Genomic DNA, 15,879 nt, shown 5'->3' with positions numbered 1-15,879 from the left:
CCTTAGAGGTTAGTAATGACTTGCTTCTCTTGCTAAGAGCTGGGTAAGTCGTTTTGCTTTTCCCCCGAAGCGGATGCGCATTTTACTTATCTCTAGCCCGCCGTCAATAGCCTTCTTAAAATAAAAAGCAAAAAAGCGACCAAGTGGTCGCTTTTTAATCTTTTTGTCTATTTATTGTCAATAACGATAACCGTTCATCTATGTTTAACACAAACCGTGACGTTTTCACGGCTTTCACTGCGCCAAACACATCGCCCGTCTATGTAACCTTATCGTCATCGTTAGACTGAGTATTCGTATTGCTAGACTCATTTTTAAAGTCGGCATCTTCTTCATGGTCACCAACAACATCATCTAAGGTAACTTTATCTACCGTTCTAAATGTATTGATTGGACCAGCGAGTGCATAGAGCGCAAACACTATAAAGAGAACCAACGCTGGCTCTGTTGCTACCACAACAAATATAAGCAGCACTAACAATAGTGCAACGAAAGGTACCTTGCCGTGCCAATTCACTTCTTTGAACGAGTTATATTTAAAGTTACTCACCATTAATAACCCAGCTAGACCGGTAACGGCAGCAACAACATAGCCATAGTCGCTACCGACAACGTCGTATTCAACACCAACCCATACCAAGCCCGATACTACCGCAGCCGCTGCTGGACTTGCTAAACCTTGGAAAAACCGTTTGTCTGCAATACCCACCTGCGTATTAAATCGCGCTAGCCTTAAGGCAGCACCAGCGACATAGACAAATGCGGCAAGCCAACCTAGTTTTCCTAATTCAGTTAATCCCCAATTGTAAGCAACTAATGCAGGCGCCATACCAAATGACACCATATCAGCCATAGAGTCGTATTCGGCTCCAAAATCGCTTTGCGTGTTTGTCATCCTTGCTACTCGGCCATCTAAACCGTCAAATATCATGGCAATAAAGATAGCGACCGCTGCAGCTTCGAATCGACCATTCATAGATGATACAACCGCAAAGAAGCCCGAAAACAGACCCGCAGTAGTTAGTAAATTGGGAAGTAAGTATATCCCTTTACGCTTTTGTTCAGACATAGGTCCTCATAATTTAGCTTACTTATTTGTTAATTATTTCATATATATCACGCCGCGCATAGGAATAGAGAAATCGCAGGCGATTAAATTGCAGATAACAGAGTATGCGAACGCATACCGAACAATCAACTTGATACATCTAATATAAACAAACCATGTTGAAGTTCCTCGCGCGAAGCGCAGAGAGAACTTGTCCCTATCAATTTATATAGGAAAATTGAAATGCGGTTAAGTTCGATAATAAAGGTGTCTATCCTCACGACAGGCCTGCTGGCAACAAATGCTGCAATGGCAGGAAATCACAAAAACAAAAATTATTCACATTGCAGTAGTACTTCAAAAGGGGTTTCAGGTGAATGTAACTCTCCTTTAGGAGAGAATGTTTACAATTTAGTGGATCACGGGACATTTGAAAGTACTAACGCGTCATCGTCTAAAATTTCCATTGGCGGAGTTAACGTCGCAATCAGTGGTTGGTCTGATACCTATGGGTATAATGATGATATCGTTGTAGGTGCAGATAGCTATAAAATTTCTAATTACTATGGATATGGTGTAACGAATAGCGACTGGGAATCGTCAAGAAACTCTCCAGATCACGCAATCGACAATATCAATACGAAAAACGGAAATTGGCAAGACTTCGACTTTGTTCTGTTTTCATTCGACGAAGCGGTATCACTTACGGGAGCAAGTTATTCTTGGGTGTACAATCAAAATGATTCGCAGGTATCAGTTGCTGCTCTCGACGATATAGATACATTATCTTCTGGTTCGAACACTTGGAGCGATATTGTCAGTAACGCTGTTTCGTCATCGTATGACATTATAAAATATGATACTTCCGACTCGCACTTCAAATATACGTCAGAATTTGGCTTGAGTGCCTCCGCTAAATATTGGCTAGTCGGTGCTTACAACACAGTGTTTGGAGATATTGGCGGCAACTCTTACGATGATGCGTTTAAGCTGACCGGCGTAGGCTTCTCTGTTAATGACTCCCCTTCCACTACTGAAACGACAGCCGTAAGTGAACCCAGTGCTGCGGGACTGCTCTTAGGATCAGGATTGCTTGTTATGTGGCGTAGAAAACGTAAGGCATCCCGTATTTAGACTTTAGAATAAAACTGGCAGGTTCGACTTGTCAGTTTTTTTTACGTAATATTTCCTAAAATAAATTAAAGCTAATATATTCAGCAATATACGCCCTGGCATAGAATATGCTTATTCAAGCATAGTAGTATAAAAAATTTTTGCTCCACCATCAGGGTAGTCTCATCAATGAATAAATTGAATTCAGTATTAATAGCAGGGATTCTGCTAAGCTCTCCAACGCTTGTATCAGCCACCGACTCACACATCGAAGAATATCGCTACGACATGATCAGTCAGGGGGTATACAGATCGATTGACGCGAACTCAAGTGCGATTCAAGTTAATGGCTCAGACATATTTGTCTCCTATTCAACCTGGGCAGATACCAATCACTCTGATAATGATGATGACGACAGAGTGATTCAGCAAAACGGGCTTGATTACTCAGGAGCGGACTATGGTTACGCAATGACGAACAAAGACCACGGTAATGGCTTGGAAGACTGGCATACTATTGACAACAATCGAGGTGACTGGAAATTCGATTTTGATATGGTCCTTTTCTCTTTTAGCGAAGAAGTGACTCTTACAGACACATCGTTCAAATTCTTAAAGGGTGCAGGAGACGAAAAACAACTCACTGTTGTTGGGTTCGATAGCGCAGATATCTTTAAAGCCACCAGCTCGAAACAGACAACTTGGACTGACATTGCGAGTTCAGATGCAATCACTTCTGTGTTTCATACTAAAATATCATCAAGTACAAATGGTAAAGGAAATTACTCGGTAACCTACCCTACTACGTTCACTGAAGCCAAATATTGGTTGGTGGGTGCGTATAACACTTTCTTTGACCCGACAACAAGCGAAACTGAAATATCTGGTTCTGGGTTTAAATTATCTGCACTTGGATTTTCTGTAGATAATACACCTACTACAACAACCGAAGTCAGCGAGCCAGGCGCTCTTGCTCTAATGAGCTTAGGTTTGGGTTTAGTGCTTTACAGACGCAAACGTCGCGCTTAATTGTTTTAAAACAGTTAAAAAACACGTATCTTTAGAAGGTGGCTTTGGCCACCTTTTTTTATGCTATTTTTATGCTTGAGTAAGGCAAACCCAAAGGTAACTATGAACTTGTTTAATAATAAAAAGCGCTTTGTTAAACGCGCTCTCTTCTCTGTCATCGCCACCTCTTTTTTCACAGTGAACGGTTTTGCCACAACATCAGAGGATTACGAGAAGGCGTTAACTGCGTTCAATCAAAGTGAGTATGACGAAGCCTATATACACCTTAAAAATAGCCTTCAAAAAGACCCTGAAAATTTAGCCGCTAAAATTCTGATGGGAGAAATCCTACTTATTAATGGTTACCTTACCGCAGCAGAACTAGAGTTTGTTGAAGCACTAGAAATGGGTGCTGATATCAATTTAGTCGCTGAGCCCCTAGGAAATACCTGGCTGTTTTTGAACAAATACCAAGATATCGTCGATTTTAGTGAACTTGATAAACTCTCTGGGGACTCTGAGCAAGAATGGCTGCTTATTCGCGCCACGGCATGCATTCGTTTGGAAGATGAAGCCTGTGCGCTTAAAGATTACAACGCACTCTTATCTCGCGCCCCCAACTTTGTGCCTGCGATAAATGGTTTAGCCTCCATTGCTCTTCAAAACGAAGATTTAACTAAGGCGTCAACGCTCATCAACAGAGCTATGGATGTAGAGCCAAAAAACGCTATAACGTGGCGATTGAAAGGCCAACTCGCTTATCGTCAGGGCGATAAAGATGCCGCAACTGCGCACTTACAAAAAGCGTTAACCTTTAATCGGGACGATCCAATTGCTCTGCGCAATCTTGTAGACCTTTACTTAGAAGCTAAAGACTACGACACCGCTAAACTGTTTGTTGACGAGATTATCGAAGATACACCGAATGATCCTCTTGCCATTCTGCTCAATAGCTGGCTACAAAGTAGAGACAACAAACAGGCAATAGACAATGAAAAGCTAAAAGAACTCAATGAGTTTATGGCGCAGTTAGACCCAGACCTTATTACCTCGCAGCCAATGCTGTTGTATATCAGTGGGCTGACTAATTTTTTCAATAATAATATGGAAACCGCAGCTAAGGATTTCACCACTTATCTGCAAAAAGAGCCTGACGATCTGCAAGCAGTATTGATGCTTAGTCAAGTTTATATGGCCACGCAGCAGGATAAGCAAGCACTACTGCTTCTTGAACGCCATCAAGAAGCACTTATGGAAGACCCCGATTCAGCGCTTATGCTTGGCAATCTTTTTATAAGCCAAAACAAAGCGTTTAAAGCAGAACGTTTATTGCAAAACTTAGAGTATAAATATCCCAACGAAGGCAAGTTACAGCTTTTCAAAATTAAGCTGATGGCCGCAAGGGGCAAACGAGAAGAAGCACTTTCTATATTAGAAGACAATCTACCTGCGTACCGTGACAACGCAGGCTTCTTATTTACTTACTCACTAATGAACTTACAAGCCGAAAAATTTGAGAAAGCACTTAGTGGCGCAGAACTTCTTGGTGCCCTATTTCCGGATGAAGCTGAAGTGTATAACTTGAAGGCCGGCATTTTAATCCGTCAGGGACTTCTGGAAGAAGCAAAAACCAATATTGAAAAAGCGCTGGAACAAAATCCTACGTTATTCCCAGCGAAATTTAATTTAGCCGCCACGCAGAGTAGATTAGGCAATGTTGAGCAGTCTAATGAGCTTATCGAAGAGCTATTGACGCTATCCCCACAGCACAATGAAACATTGATGCTAAAAGCATTTAACCTGTCAAAAGAGGGTGAGTTAGATAACGCCAAACAAATTTATCTGGATATTCTTACGCTATCACCATCAAACATGGCGGCAAGAGAACGAGTTTCATCTTTATACCAACAGCAAGGCGACACCAAAAGTGCGCTGTATCATTTAGATCTTCTGCTAAAAGACGACTTTGATAATGCCGACTACCTGCTTCGCAAGGCTGCCTTACAAATACAAACCAGCGAGCGAGCTGATGCAGAGAAAACACTGAGTATTGTCCGCAACTTTATCAACGACGATGCCGGTAAGTTAATCACTTATATGGAGCAGGTTCGCGCTATAGGTAACAATGAAGCAGCAGAGGCTGCAATGGCAAGAGCCTATGAAATTGCCAACAACAATACATTTGTGACCTTACGCTATGCCAGCTTATTGTTAGATTTGCAAAGCAATGACAAAGCAAAACGATTACTTGGCAGTATATCTAAAGAGCAGCAACAGAGTCCGGTCTATCATTTTTTAACGGGTAGGCTTAATGCTAACCTAGGTAAAAGCGAGTCCGCAGTGAACGCCTATAAGCGCGCATTAGCAATTGATCCAAGTTTTGCCCAAGCGTTTATCGCTATTTATAACTATGCTCTTAACGAACAATTTGTCGATGTTTTTCTAAACACGGCACGTAAGATGGTCGAAGAAAATGCTAATAACTTACTGGCCAAAAATTTACTAGCGCAGTATCTGTTTTTTATTCGTGATTTTGAGGAGTCGACGGCTCTCTATGAAGAACTCGTCAAAGAGCCTAACCTTTTAAACCCAGCTGAAGCTTACAATCGATTAGCGATAATGAGTATAGAAGCGTCGCTGGTGACCGCGAGAAACTATGCGCAAAAAGCCTATGAGCTACAACCAAACTCAGCAAGTATTTTAAATACCTACGGCCATATAAAAGCACTGCGGGGTGATTATGAACAAAGCTTACAAATGTTGCGAGACGCTTTTGCTAGAGACGCAAAGGATCCAAACATTCGCTATCACCTTGGGTTTACCCTTGCCAAGTTAGGTCGTATCGATGAAGCGAAAAAAGAGTTGGAATACGCGGTAAATGTAGAGCGCCCATTTTTCATGCGCCCTAAAGCCAAGGCACTGTTAGAGAGTTTATAATAGAACGCTGATTACGCGCTTTTCAGCTCTCGCCTTAGCTCTTTGGCTTGACTTGGCTTGGCTTAAAAAAGTTCTATTAAGAGCCACTCGATTTAAGGGAAAAATATAACAAGCACTACCCGCAACAAGCGCAGTTACGGGCGTGCTTGTCCATATTGCCAATCCCCGGGTTAAACGTATTCGTGGGGTCTAATTCTTGATAAAAGCGTTGTAACGTATCCTCTGCATCATATAAATGACCCACATTATGCTCAGCTGGGTACTTCGCTCCGCGATTATCAAGCAGCGCTAGCATGTCAGCCTTAACTTTCTTAGCATCGGCCCCCCTTTTCAGCACATAGTCTTGGTGAAAGACATGGCAAAAAAAGTGGCCGTAGTATAAGGCTTTATCGATATGCCGACTTATGTGTTCAGGTAACGTTTCTAGCCAGCTTTCATCGTTGCGCCTAAGTGCAATATCAAGGGCTAATACTTCTCCCACGTTATCTTCATTAAGAGTTTGATAACGCATGGCTGCGCCTGCAGCAGCAAATCGCAACAAGAAGGCTTTCGACGCTTCCTCTTTATTGCAAATAATAAATGCACCTTCTCTCTTCTCTGTATCAAAAAGATTACCTAAGTACCGCTTCGCTTCCTCTATTCCTTGATTACTCATTTTAAGAATAAGATGGTGTTCGTACTGGTCTCGAAATTGGGTTAAAGAGTTAGGTAAAAACCGAGGAAAAAGACCACCCGCCAGCTGCATTGCTTTGTCGGTTAAATGGTTAGGAAACACTGTTGAACGACGAAGCAGCGCATCAATGCGGCCTTTAGCGGCAAATAATTTGGGAAGTGCTGCTGTACCTAAGTGATGAATACACAGGCAGGTGTCTTTTCCATACTTTTCTGCAATGTTGAACATATCTCTATGCAAATACTCCCCCACTTCGGGAAGTTGCGAGAACTGAGCTAACATGTCCCGTCTGATTTGCGTTAACACCGACGGATCATTAGTGCCAATATAGAAGGTTTGCTCTTCTTGAGGTACTTCAAAAGTATCAACAACAACAGCGAAAATGGCTATTTTGCCAGCGCAGCCGCTGGCCTCGAATAAACGAGATGGGTCTGCGTTAAAGCGGCTAGGCGTATCGGCGTGAGTATTTCGTACTATCTCTTCATAATCACTGGCCGATGCTTTTTTATCAGTCCGTATTTTATCTTTCGCAAAATTGCCCGATGAAAGGTTTGCAATTATGTCTTCTGGCGTGTCACCCAATTCAATGCCCAGATGATTGACCAGCCCCAGTTTGCCATTGTTATCTACATGGGCGTAAAGCGATAGCTCAGTATACGCAGGGCCGCGCTTAACCAGTGCACCGCCTGAATTATTGGCTATTCCCCCAACTATTGAGGCTCCTAAACATGAAGAACCAATGACAGAGTGTGGCGCCCGCCCCATTGGTGCTAATTTCTTTTCAAGCTTGTGTAGAGTAGCACCAGGAAAGCTGATGGCTTGCTGACCATTATTAATGAGAACGATATCGTTCATCGCTAATGTGTTGATGACGACCACAGGTCTATCGTAATCACTGCCACTTGGCGTAGACCCTTCGGTAAGCCCCGTGTTTGCCGCCTGAATGATAATAATGCAATTTTCGGCTACGCAAATCGTAAGGGCTTCCCAATATTCCATAAGCGTTTTAGGGAAAAGAACGGCGATAGCATTACCGCCGCCTGAACGCCATCCCGTTCTGTAGTGCTCGGTAGCTTTGCTATTAACAGACACGCTGTCACTACCTAACGCACGTTGAAACTGTTCAATAATACTGTTTATTTTCACTGCCGCTCTTTTTTCACTTTCATTGTTTATGAATTCCTATACTACCGCCTCAGCACAAAGATGCCCATTAAATACGGACACAAAAAAGCGGGTGTTTAACCAACACCCGCTCGTTGTTTACCGCGCTAGCTTAGCTGTTTTTTTAAAGCATTAACTCAATAAAAGTTCGGCTGCCTATTCATTCACAATAAACAATTTTTCATCGTTGGCATCTATTTTAACCGTAGACTCTGGCTCTAACTCTCCTGAAAGCAATTGCTGCGCTAACGGGTTCTCTATTTGAATTTGAATCGCCCGTTTGAGCGGCCTTGCCCCAAAGATAGGGTCGAAACCAGCTTCGGCTAGCTTGTCCATTGCGCGGCCAGTAAGGGTGAGCTTATACCCTTTCTCTGCAAGCCTCGCTCTTAATGATGCAAGCTGTATTTTTGCAATCGCCTTTATCTGCTCTTTGCCCAAGGGATGAAACACAACAATGTCATCAACACGGTTTATAAACTCAGGGCGGAAGTGCTGGCCCACCACATTCATCACCATCGACTTCATTTCATCGTACTGGCTTTCATCGTGCTTATCTTGAATGACGTCTGAACCAAGATTAGACGTCATGATCACTACGGTATTTTTAAAATCTACCGTACGACCTTGGCCATCTGTTAGTCGACCATCATCAAGCACTTGAAGCAGAATATTAAATACATCAGGATGAGCTTTCTCCACTTCATCTAAAAGTATGACTGAATAAGGCTTACGGCGGACGGCTTCGGTTAAATAGCCACCTTCTTCATAGCCAACATAACCAGGAGGTGCACCGACTAGGCGAGAAACCGAATGCTTTTCCATAAATTCAGACATATCTATTCTGATCATGGCGTCTTCGGTATCAAACATAAAACCAGCCAGCGTTTTACAGAGTTCTGTTTTGCCCACACCAGTAGGCCCTAAGAACAAAAATGAGCCTATTGGCCGGTTGGGATCGGCCAAGCCGGCACGAGAACGACGAATAGCATTTGAAACCGAATGTACAGCTTCTTCTTGGCCAACAACACGCTTGTGAAGTACGTCTTCCATGCGCAATAACTTATCTCGCTCGCCTTCTAACATTTTAGAGACAGGGATACCTGTCCATTTAGAAAGTACGTCTGCAATCTCGTTATCTGTTACTTTGTTTTTGACCAGCTTAGTTTCAAGGGTTTCGTTTTCGGCCGCGAGCTCTAATTTAGCTTCAAGCTCAGGAATACGGCCGTATTGAAGTTCTGACATACGGTTAAGGTCTGACGCTCGACGGGCAATTTCTAAATCTAACTTGGCTTGCTCTAGTTCAGACTTGATTGTCTGTGTGCCCTGCATGGCGTCTTTTTCATCAAGCCAAACTTTTTCAAATGCCGCATATTTAGTTTCCGCCTGCTCACGTTCAAGCTCTATCATTTCTAAGCGCTTATGACTGGCATCGTCCGTCTCTTTAGCCAACGCTTGTTCTTCTAACTTTAGTTGAATGATTCGACGCTCAAGCCTGTCCATATCTTCAGGCTTAGAATCTATTTGAAGTCGAATACTTGATGCGGCTTCGTCAATTAAATCGATGGCTTTATCAGGTAGCTGTCTGTCGCTTATATAGCGATGAGACAAACTTGCAGCCGCTACGATAGCAGGGTCGGTAATATCAACAGAGTGATGGAGCTCGTAACGCTCTTTAAGGCCACGCAATATAGCAATAGTGTCTTCGACACTTGGCTCTTCCACTAATACCTTTTGGAATCTGCGCTCTAATGCTGCATCTTTTTCTATGTATTGACGATACTCATTGAGAGTGGTCGCTCCCACACAATGAAGTTCCCCGCGAGCGAGCGCAGGTTTAAGCATATTACCTGCATCCATGGCGCCATCGCCTTTACCGGCTCCAACCATGGTATGAAGCTCATCAATAAAGAGGATAACTCGTCCCTCTTCCTTAGACAGTTCATTAAGAACCGCTTTTAAACGTTCTTCAAATTCACCGCGGTACTTAGCGCCAGCAATCAGTGCTCCCATGTCTAAAGACAGAACTCGTTTATTCTTAAGCCCTTCGGGAACTTCGCCGTTAATTATTCGCTGTGCAAGGCCTTCGACAATTGCCGTTTTACCCACACCTGGCTCACCAATTAATACCGGATTATTCTTTGTACGACGCTGCAACACTTGAACAGTGCGGCGAATTTCATCGTCTCTGCCGATGACTGGGTCAAGTTTGCCCTGCTCTGCCCTTTCTGTTAGGTCAGTGGTATATTTTTCCAGTGCTTGACGAACATCTTCTGCGTTAGGATCGGTAACTGTTTGACCGCCGCGCATATCATCAATTGCTGCCTCTACGATATCTTTGGTCACGTTAAGGCTTCTTAAAATTTCACCGAGTCGACCTTTATCGTCTATGGCGGCAACAACAAAAATTTCAGAAGTGATGTAGTCGTCTTTACGCTGCTGTGCAATCTTGTCGCACATATTGAGCAGAATAACGCTGTCTTTTCCAAGCTGAACTTCGCCGCCAATCCCCTCAATACGAGGTAGCCTCTCGATAGCTTGACTTAACGCTGAGCGCAGCGCGTTAACGTTAACTTTTGCTTGATCAAGCAATGTTCGTATCGAACCGCCTTGCTGATTAAGCATGGCCGTCATTAGGTGAACAGGTTCTATATATTGGTGATCTCGACCCAATGCGAGTGATTGAGCATCGGATATAGCGAGCTGAAATTTACTGGTAAATCTATCTAATCTCATAACCTCAACCTTAAAATGAATATTTCTTTATATTCTATTTATGGGAGCTTATGAATGACGATTCAAGTGAGTAATGATAAAGATGATGAAAAACTTGATTTAGCGCAAGCCAATCACACTTACAATTCGACCTGTAGCCTCGTAATTGCTGTGCGTGGCTTTTCGATGGGAATAAAACAAATCGCTGCGGCAATAGGTACAATAATGACTTAGCTCGACGTGTTTAATACCAAGGTGTGTTAACTGCTGATTCGCTATGTGAGGCAGGTCTAACAGGTACTTACCCGCTTGCTTATTTGGCGTTACGCAGTTTTTGTAATAAGAGAATTTGTTGGCCAGCGTTTCGTTAACCTCGTAACACTGTCCACAAATGGCAGGGCCAATCCACGCAATGAGTTGTGACGGGTCTGTAGAAAAGTGCGTTAGGGCATTAGCAATAATAGTGGCTTCCAGTCCCTTCCACCCGGCATGGATAGCTGCAACTTCCCTTCCTCTATTATCGCTTATCAATACCGGCACGCAGTCTGCTGTCATCACCGCACAAAAATGCGCTGAACGTGAAGAGAATGAGGCATCAGCTTCAATAAATGGCGTGGGAAGCGTGACAACTGTGTTGCCATGTACTTGCTCCAACCATGTTATCTTATCACTGTGTGGCAAGCGCGCGCGATTTTCGCGGACGCTGATAATGTCATCGCCCACATGCGCCCCTACGTTGAGCCCCAAATAGTCTCTTGTGCCCGAATTTTCTTGAGCAGTTATATCTTGAGCCGTTTTATCCTGAGCACTTTTACCCTGAATAGCTTTACCTTGAGTAGCTTTACCTTGAGTAGCTCTACCTTGAATAGCTCTCCCTACTTGGGCGCTGCTATCTACTAGAGATTTATTGCTAACACCGCCACATCGAGTAGATGTATATGCCACTACATTATCGGGAAAGCACTCTTGAATGATGAAACGCTCAGCGGATGACATGTGGCTAAATCATGTCTTCCGGATTGTCTTTTGTATCCTGTCTAACCGCTTCTAATAGCGACTGCATATCGTTGGGCAACGGTGCTTTGTACGTCATCCATTCTTCGCTTTCAGGATGGAAAAACGAAAGCTGTGCCGCGTGAAGAGCCTGTCGCTGGAAACCTCTCAATGCATCGATAAAGCTTTCAGATGCGCCTTTTGGTAATCGAGGGCGCCCACCGTAAGTTTGATCTCCTAACAAAGGATGCTTCAAATGCGCCATATGTACGCGAATTTGATGAGTTCTACCTGTCTCTAGTTTTAAGCGGATGTGTGTGTAGGCTCGAAACTTTTCAATCACTCTAAAGTGAGTAATTGCGGGTTTACCATCTTCTCTTACCGCCATGTGCGTGCGCTTAGTTGCATGACGGCCAATAGGTTCATCCACCACACCACCAGCAACCATAGTACCCATTGCAATTGCTTCGTATTCCCTACTCATCTCTCGACGCTGAAGCTGGTCAACTAAATGGGTTTGCGCTGGTACGGTCTTCGCAACAACCATCAGGCCCGTTGTGTCCTTATCAAGGCGGTGAACAATACCTGCACGTGGAACGCGATCGATGTCGGGCACGTGGTTAAGCAGCGCGTTAAGCACGGTACCGCTTGGATTTCCGGCTCCCGGATGAACGACTAAGTCTGCAGGTTTATTTATCACCATAATATGCTCATCTTCAAAAACGATGTTCAGAGCGATATCTTGAGCGACACTTGTTACCTGAACATCCATTTCTGCGCGAACGGTAATAACTTCGTCTATTTGCATTTTATGGCGTGGAACCGTGATAACCTCGCCATTTACTGCAACGTTGCCATCCTGAATCCAAGTTTTTAACTTTGAACGTGAATATTCAGGGAACAAATCGGCCAAAGCCTGATCTAAACGTAAACCAAAATGGGCGGCTTGTGTTGAAGCCTCTAATTGAATTGTGTTTGGCACTTGCGTCATAACACCTAACATTGCGTGTAAAAAGGGTATTATAACAAGTATTCACCCTGTACACTGCGTTGTTTGCGAATTTGTATGGTTTTTCTCATCGTTAGTACGTTAGAATGCGGGCAACGTGTTGTTGTTTAACACATGAGCGTAGACAGCGAAGTATTAAAACTGTTTAGCAGGAATATAGAATTATTATGAAATCATTTCGTCTTTTAGCGCCAGTTTTCCTAGGTGCTATGGTGACCTTAACAGGTTGCAGCTCTTCAGAATCTGAAGAGGAAAAAATTGTACTTGCAAACATGGGTGCACAACAACTTTACGACAGAGCTTCTGAAAGCATGGAAGTGGGCAATTTTAGCGCCGCTGCCCAAACGCTTAGCGCACTAGACTCTCGCTATCCTTTTGGCCCATTGTCTCACCAGGTTCAACTCGATCTTATCTATAGTTATTACAAGTCGGGTAAAATTGACGAAACATTGGCTACAGTTGACCGCTTTATTCGCCTTAACCCTAATCATTCAGATGTAGATTACGCGTACTATATGCGCGGGCTAACGAATATGGAATCAGACAGCAATCTTTTTCAAGAGCTGCTGACAATAGACCGCTCGGACAGAGACCCATCAAAATCTCGTCAAGCATTTGAAGATTTCAGACGGCTAATTGAGCAATACCCAAACAGTAAATACGCTCCTGATGCTAAAAAGCGTATGCTGCATATTAAAGACAGACTAGCCAGATATGAAATTGCTATTGCTCGTTTCTACATGCGCCGCCAGGCTTACGTAGCAGCAGCGAATCGCGGTCGGTATGTCATTGAACACTTTCCTGATACAACTCAGGTAAAGGATGCCCTTGAGATAATGGTGTCGAGTTATGAACAACTTGGATTGGATGACTTGCGTTTAAACGCAATGAAGACGTTAAAGCTAAACTTCCCAGAAAGCGACTTTATCAGCTGATAAGGTTGCAACATCCACCAATTCAAAGCAAAAAAAAACGCACCTTCGGTGCGTTTTTTATTTGTTGGGACTTTTTCTAGCCTATCTGAAGAACAGATGACTGAACGGGTTGAGCAACCGAGCCAAACCTGACGTGAAGTGTAGTGGCTGATCCACAATGCTGAAAACCAAACACCCTTCCTTCGTGTCCGACTTAGGGGTGTGGGTCTTGTTGCCATCCATAAAAATGAAATCGCCAGTATCGTAATTAGCTAAACCATCACTAAATTCACCGTCGATAACCAACGTGTACTCAGTACCTCTGTGGGTATGCTCAGGGACGCTTCCGCCGCTGCCCATAAAGATAAAGTTAGCCACACCTTGATTACCTAAATCAACAGGTGCTTGCCAAAGCTTTCCGACCAAACTGGACCAATTGCCCGTTTTGTCGATATAGCGATGCAGTGTACGTGGTAATTTAAAGGTACGACCGTCTAGCTCAATTGTTACCGACTTCTCTTTGAAGCTGCTCGTCTCTTTAGACGTTCTAGCATCAGATTCTATTGACGACGGTGCCTGCGTTATTTGAGACAACATATCGCCAAACTGAGCAGATTCGTCAAAACTTTCTTCTATTTCTAACACCATGTTAGCCGCAAGGCTTTCAGTTTCGCTTTCAATTCGCATTTGACACTGCTCACACATATCACAGTGTGCAGACACCAATAGCGATACAGCTGGCGTAAGACTGCCCTCAACGAATTCTGTAATCTGTTGAGGACTTGGGTGAAACTTAATCATTGTCGTTCAGCATACCTTTTAAACGTTGAAGTGCTAGTCGAGTTCTCGACTTCACTGTACCTAATGGAATAGATAGTTCGTTTGCAACTTCTTGCTGAGATTTGCCATCTATATAGATAGCTTCAATTACTGCTTTTTGTTTAACCGGTAACGCTTCAAACATATACCCTATTTGCTCGAGCGTGACTTGCTCGTCAAGGGGCGCTTCGTTTAAATCAGCAGTTTGTTCACATAATACTGGCCACAAATCATCAGAGCATACGTCTTCTTTTCTGTTTTGTAGCTTGCGCAGCATATCGAAACGTATGTTTCGTGCAATTGTAAATATCCATGTAGATGGCGACCCCTTTTCAGCATTGAAAAGGTGGGCTTTTTGCCACACATTAGACATTGTGTCTTGTACTAGCTCCATCGCTAAAGCCTCGTTACCCATTTGTTTTAATGCGTAAGAGCGAAGGCGAGGTGCAAAATAATTAAAAACTCGAGAAAATGAGCGTTTACAGCGAGCGTCAGCAACCGCTACAAGGTATTCAGACATTTCGGTAGCACATTCTTTTGGTTTGATTGTGCTATTGCTTTGTTCCAATGGAATTCCAACTAACATAATATTCGTCCGCTTTTCCGTTTTGGTTGCATCATACTACGGCTTTTTGACTTAAAACGTTCGGAGAAATCGCACTTTGCGCGTTACGATTTTGTAATGAAGCTGTCATGTTGTTCAAATGACGCATTAACCTATTAATGTAGACAGATACTTTAGCAGGTTAGTGCATTCTCGTTGTTCAAGAAAATGCTGCTTTTGCGAACCGTCTACCGGTAATAGTTCTAGCCATCTATTTAATACCCAATTCGGGCTATCAAATTTCGGCTCATCGTATAACGATGCTAACTCTTCATAATTTCCGAATATTTCTTTAAGTCGCTCGTCCATAGGCGCTATTTGTTGAGTTGATAGGTCACAATTCCATGAATCGATGGGATTACACACTCCCGTTCTCAATTCATCATGCTCGACAGCAATGTCTTCGACCTCAACTAGGTGAGAACCAGCAACCTTTATGCCAAGCAAGCCATCATCAAGCATATCAAAGTCGACCACCGTGGCGTACGTACCTATTTTATGTATATGTTCATTCGCCGACTTATCGCCGTTGGCATTTAACATACACATAACAAACCCTTTGTTTTCGGCGCATGCCTCTTTAACCATGCGCACATATCTGGGCTCAAAAATTCGTAACGCCATTCTACCTTCTGGTAACAGATGGGCAGACAATGGGAATAAGGGAAAACGATTATTACTCATACACCACACTTCCAAGAATACATAAAGAGTTACGGTAGTGGGTATGAATTGGATCCATATGAGAAATATTTTCACACTGCCTTTTTTACTCTTGATCTAATCTCTAGCAGAAGCGGTAATGTTTATAATTTCATCGACTTTTATATTAGAAAGAGTTAATTAAATTCAAGAGCTTGTGTCATCTTTTGTAACGAGTCATTC

At 43.2% G+C, this 15,879-nt stretch carries 12 protein-coding genes; 4 read left to right on the top strand and 8 right to left on the bottom strand.

The genetic code is table 11. The features are described 5' to 3' along the window. Positions 1–259: 259 nt before the first annotated feature. Positions 260–1,069, bottom strand: a complete 810-nt coding sequence (gene pssA / locus JV36_RS0110910) for a CDP-diacylglycerol--serine O-phosphatidyltransferase (RefSeq protein ID WP_032096944.1) — start codon at positions 1,067–1,069, stop codon at positions 260–262. 222 nt (positions 1,070–1,291) lie between these two features. On the opposite strand from pssA, the gene xdp1 (JV36_RS0110905) reads away from it, so the two are divergent. The 3 genes from xdp1 (JV36_RS0110905) (at position 1,292) to prsT (ending at position 6,106) form a co-directional block, all read left to right on the top strand. Beyond that, positions 1,292–2,182: an exosortase-dependent surface protein XDP1 gene (gene xdp1, locus JV36_RS0110905; RefSeq protein WP_032096943.1), complete on the top strand. Its 891-nt coding sequence runs from the start codon at positions 1,292–1,294 to the stop codon at positions 2,180–2,182. Between the two features lie 168 nt (positions 2,183–2,350). After that, complete coding sequence (gene xdp1, locus JV36_RS0110900; protein WP_052010268.1) at positions 2,351–3,190, top strand: exosortase-dependent surface protein XDP1; 840 nt, start codon at positions 2,351–2,353, stop codon at positions 3,188–3,190. A 102-nt stretch (positions 3,191–3,292) separates the two neighbouring features. After that, a complete protein-coding gene (prsT, locus tag JV36_RS0110895) occupies positions 3,293–6,106 on the top strand; it encodes an XrtA/PEP-CTERM system TPR-repeat protein PrsT (RefSeq protein ID WP_032096942.1) in 2,814 nt (937 codons plus the stop codon). A gap of 115 nt (positions 6,107–6,221) precedes the next feature. Here the strand turns inward: prsT and dld are convergent, their stop codons facing one another. From dld to rluD, 4 genes are all read right to left on the bottom strand, one after another. Then, a complete protein-coding gene (dld, locus tag JV36_RS0110890) occupies positions 6,222–7,925 on the bottom strand; it encodes a D-lactate dehydrogenase (RefSeq protein ID WP_032096941.1) in 1,704 nt (567 codons plus the stop codon). 174 nt (positions 7,926–8,099) lie between these two features. Beyond that, positions 8,100–10,676 carry an ATP-dependent chaperone ClpB gene (clpB, locus tag JV36_RS0110885; RefSeq protein ID WP_032096940.1) on the bottom strand — a complete coding sequence of 859 codons (2,577 nt, stop codon included), beginning with the start codon at positions 10,674–10,676 and terminating at the stop codon, positions 8,100–8,102. A 99-nt stretch (positions 10,677–10,775) separates the two neighbouring features. Beyond that, positions 10,776–11,651, bottom strand: a complete 876-nt coding sequence (gene pgeF, locus JV36_RS19095) for a peptidoglycan editing factor PgeF (protein ID WP_034331607.1) — start codon at positions 11,649–11,651, stop codon at positions 10,776–10,778. 4 nt (positions 11,652–11,655) lie between these two features. Further along, positions 11,656–12,639, bottom strand: a complete 984-nt coding sequence (rluD, locus tag JV36_RS0110875) for a 23S rRNA pseudouridine(1911/1915/1917) synthase RluD (protein WP_032096962.1) — start codon at positions 12,637–12,639, stop codon at positions 11,656–11,658. A 185-nt stretch (positions 12,640–12,824) separates the two neighbouring features. Between rluD and JV36_RS0110870 the strand changes: the two genes are divergently transcribed. Next, positions 12,825–13,592: an outer membrane protein assembly factor BamD gene (locus JV36_RS0110870; protein ID WP_032096939.1), complete on the top strand. Its 768-nt coding sequence runs from the start codon at positions 12,825–12,827 to the stop codon at positions 13,590–13,592. An 81-nt stretch (positions 13,593–13,673) separates the two neighbouring features. On the opposite strand, the gene JV36_RS0110865 is transcribed toward JV36_RS0110870, so the two are convergent. The 3 genes from JV36_RS0110865 to JV36_RS0110855 form a co-directional block, all read right to left on the bottom strand. After that, positions 13,674–14,372: a ChrR family anti-sigma-E factor gene (locus JV36_RS0110865; protein ID WP_032096938.1), complete on the bottom strand. Its 699-nt coding sequence runs from the start codon at positions 14,370–14,372 to the stop codon at positions 13,674–13,676. Beyond that, on the bottom strand, positions 14,365–14,976 hold the full coding sequence (locus JV36_RS0110860; protein ID WP_032096937.1) for a sigma-70 family RNA polymerase sigma factor: 612 nt from the start codon (positions 14,974–14,976) through the stop codon (positions 14,365–14,367). Before JV36_RS0110860 ends, JV36_RS0110865 begins: the two co-directional genes overlap by 8 nt. Positions 14,977–15,102: 126 nt before the next feature. Further along, positions 15,103–15,678 carry an LON peptidase substrate-binding domain-containing protein gene (locus tag JV36_RS0110855; RefSeq protein WP_032096936.1) on the bottom strand — a complete coding sequence of 192 codons (576 nt, stop codon included), beginning with the start codon at positions 15,676–15,678 and terminating at the stop codon, positions 15,103–15,105. Positions 15,679–15,879: the final 201 nt, after the last annotated feature.

Origin of the sequence: Alteromonas sp. LOR (assembly GCF_000753865.1) — a bacterium.
GTDB lineage: Bacteria > Pseudomonadota > Gammaproteobacteria > Enterobacterales > Alteromonadaceae > Alteromonas.
The sequence above is the reverse complement of the archived record's forward strand: the minus strand, read 5'-3'. Positions and strand labels throughout refer to the sequence as shown.